The 2746-nt window shown below is 41.0% G+C and carries 3 protein-coding genes; all 3 read right to left on the minus strand.

Annotated elements, in window-relative coordinates:
- Window positions 1-316 (minus strand): hypothetical protein (locus QZX97_RS19015; RefSeq protein ID WP_295664935.1); only part of this gene is annotated, 316 nt, incomplete at its 3' end.
- A gap of 294 nt (window positions 317-610) precedes the next feature.
- Window positions 611-1732 (minus strand): ABC transporter permease, encoded by a 1122-nt coding sequence (locus QZX97_RS19020; RefSeq protein WP_295652257.1) that lies wholly within the window; start codon window positions 1730-1732, stop codon window positions 611-613.
- Window positions 1729-2746, minus strand: a 1018-nt coding sequence (locus QZX97_RS19025) for an ABC transporter permease (protein ID WP_295652259.1), incomplete at its 5' end; no start/stop codon positions are given. The genes QZX97_RS19020 and QZX97_RS19025, both read right to left, overlap by 4 nt.

Below are 2746 nucleotides of genomic sequence, written 5' to 3' on the forward strand. Positions count from 1 at the left end.
CAATAGCTTTAATGTCCGTTCTTACTTTTGATAGGGTATCGTTCACCGTTTCGATTTCGGTATCAAACAATATCACATTATCCAAATCTTTATGCAAGTTCCCCGGCAGTATCTTTTTTGCCTTTGCGGGGGTAACATAAACCGCCAATTGCTTTTCTGCATCCCAATTAATGGGATTTAGCTTAATTGGCTTGCCCTTGTTGTTTTCGGGTTGATAATATTTTCTTTGCCCGGATACTTGATAAATCAATTCAATAGGGCATTTTGTGGACTTGTCGGGTTTATCTTCCCGCAAGTTGTAACGTAGGGTACTCATAATGTCGCTTATTATGTAAAAACTTAAACGAATGTAAGTACTTTTATTTTTGGTAGCAAATTTGGTAGCAATTATTTTGCAATATAGGTTAAGCTTATTTTAGTCAGGTTTTATAAATATGCCTTTTATGTGCATTTTAAAGCTATTTATACTTAAATGAGATTAAGTCAAATGTCGTAGGTTCAAGTACCTCCCTCACCGCCAAACAAAAAATGCCTGGATATGCCGGGCATTTTTTGTTTGGTAAAAGGATAGCAAAGCCTATGTAACTTCTCAATAAAATTAACAAACAACCTATCCCGACCGTTTTCGGTAATTTAGGATTGCCCACCCGTTAAAAAAAACGGCAACACCCAACATGGCCAGCATTTGGAATTTAATATCGCTCAGGCCACTGCCCTTTAACATCACCATGCGCATTACTTCGATAAAGTAAGATACCGGGTTAAACCTGGTGATCATTTGTGCCCAGCCCGGCATGCTTTCAATAGGGGTGTATAAACCACTGAGCAGATTAAATATCATGGTCACAAAAAACGATACCAGCATGGATTGCTGTTGCGTTTGCGCATAGGTAGAAAGTAGTAAACCTAAACCTAATATAGCCACCAGATAAATGCCGGCAAAAACATATATGGTAAAATAGCTGCCAAGTGGCACTATGCCGTATACTACTCGTGCTATAACCAGCCCCATCGTCAAAACGGTAAGGGCAAGCATCCAAAAAGGAATGAGTTTGCCCAAAATAAACTGGTATTTTTTAATCGGGCTAACGTTGATCTGTTCGATGGTGCCCATTTCTTTTTCGCGTACGATGTTGTTGGATGCGAAAGATGAACCAATCATAGTTACCAGCATTACTAATATACCCGGTACCATAAACACCCTGTAGTTCATGTTGGGGTTATACCAGTCGGAATAGGTGACCTGTATAGTGGGTTGCGGGTTATAGCGCGGATACTGTATCCATTGCATACGCACATCCTGATTGTAGTCTTGTATGATACTTTGCAGATAAGCACCCCCTAAGCCAGCTTTAACACCGTTTATGGCGTCGACGGCAATAAATAAGGAAGCTTGGTTTTCTTTAACCAAACTGCGCTCAAATTGCGCAGGTATTTCCAGTATCAGGTCTGTTTTATCCAACTCAATGGCCTTTAAACCCTGGTTAAAAGTGGGGCTATAGTCTTTTAGCCTAAAATAACCTGAAGCGACAACCTTATTGACCAATTTGCGCGAATATTCTGTATGGTCATGGTCAACTACACCAAGATTGATGTTCTTGATCTCATAGTCGGCGGCAAGGGGCAAAATGAGCAACTGTACCATCGGCATAATGAACAATATCCTGATGATGGCCGGGTCGCGGATGATCTGCCTGAGTTCTTTCTGCAATAAAAATTTCAGCATCCTCATGACAGCCTTATCTTAAATTTGTAAATACTGATGCCTAATAAAGTTGTGGTCATGCCCAGTAATATGAGTGTTTCTTTCCATACTGACGAAAAACCAAGCCCTTTGATCATCACATTCTTAACGATGATAAAAAACCATTTGGAGGGCACAATATTCGAGATGATCTGCATCGGTATGGGCATATTTTCGATGGGGAACATAAAACCGCTAAACAGCAGGGTTGGCAAAAACAAGCTCATCATGGAGGTAAACATGGCTGTTTGCTGTGTTTGAGCGAAGTTCGAAATCAAGATGCCTACCGATAGCGATGTAATAGTAAACAACATGCTTTCGCTCATCAACAGCCACACACTGCCTACTATGGGTACATCTAGCGCATACACACTCAACAGCAGTATACTGGTAATATTGAGGACAGAAACCAGTAAATAGGGTACAGTTTTGGCAATAATGATGCGAAAGGGTTTTAGTGGCGAAACCAGCAATACTTCCATGGTTCCCATTTCTTTTTCTTTCACTATGGCAATCGAGGTCATCATCGTACAAACCAACATCAACACCAAAGCCATAACACCCGGCACAAAATTGTAGGCGCCTTTTAGTTCGGGATTGTACAGCATGCGTACCTGGGTTTTGATGGTATAAGGCAGGTCCTGGTTTTGGTTAATGGATTGTTGGTAATCATTTATAATGGCAGTGGCATAATTGGTGAGCATATTGGCCGTATTAGGGTCAGATGCATCGGCAATCAACTGGATCTGGGCATTATTGCCGTGAAGTAGATCGTTGCGAAAATTTGCCGGAAAAACAACGGCCAGCCGTATTTTGCCTGTACGGAATGTAGCGCCTATATCTTTGTACGAATACATGTTTTTGACCAAATGAAAATACCTGCTCGACGCTATCTCGTTTGAGATAGCAGTGGTAGCCTCATCTTTCGATTGGTCGAGAATGGCGATATTGGAGTTCTTTACTTCGTTAGTAAGCGCAAAACCGTACAAAACAATTTGTATA

The sequence above is a fragment of the uncultured Mucilaginibacter sp. genome, from assembly GCF_903893715.1.
Lineage (GTDB): Bacteria > Bacteroidota > Bacteroidia > Sphingobacteriales > Sphingobacteriaceae > Mucilaginibacter.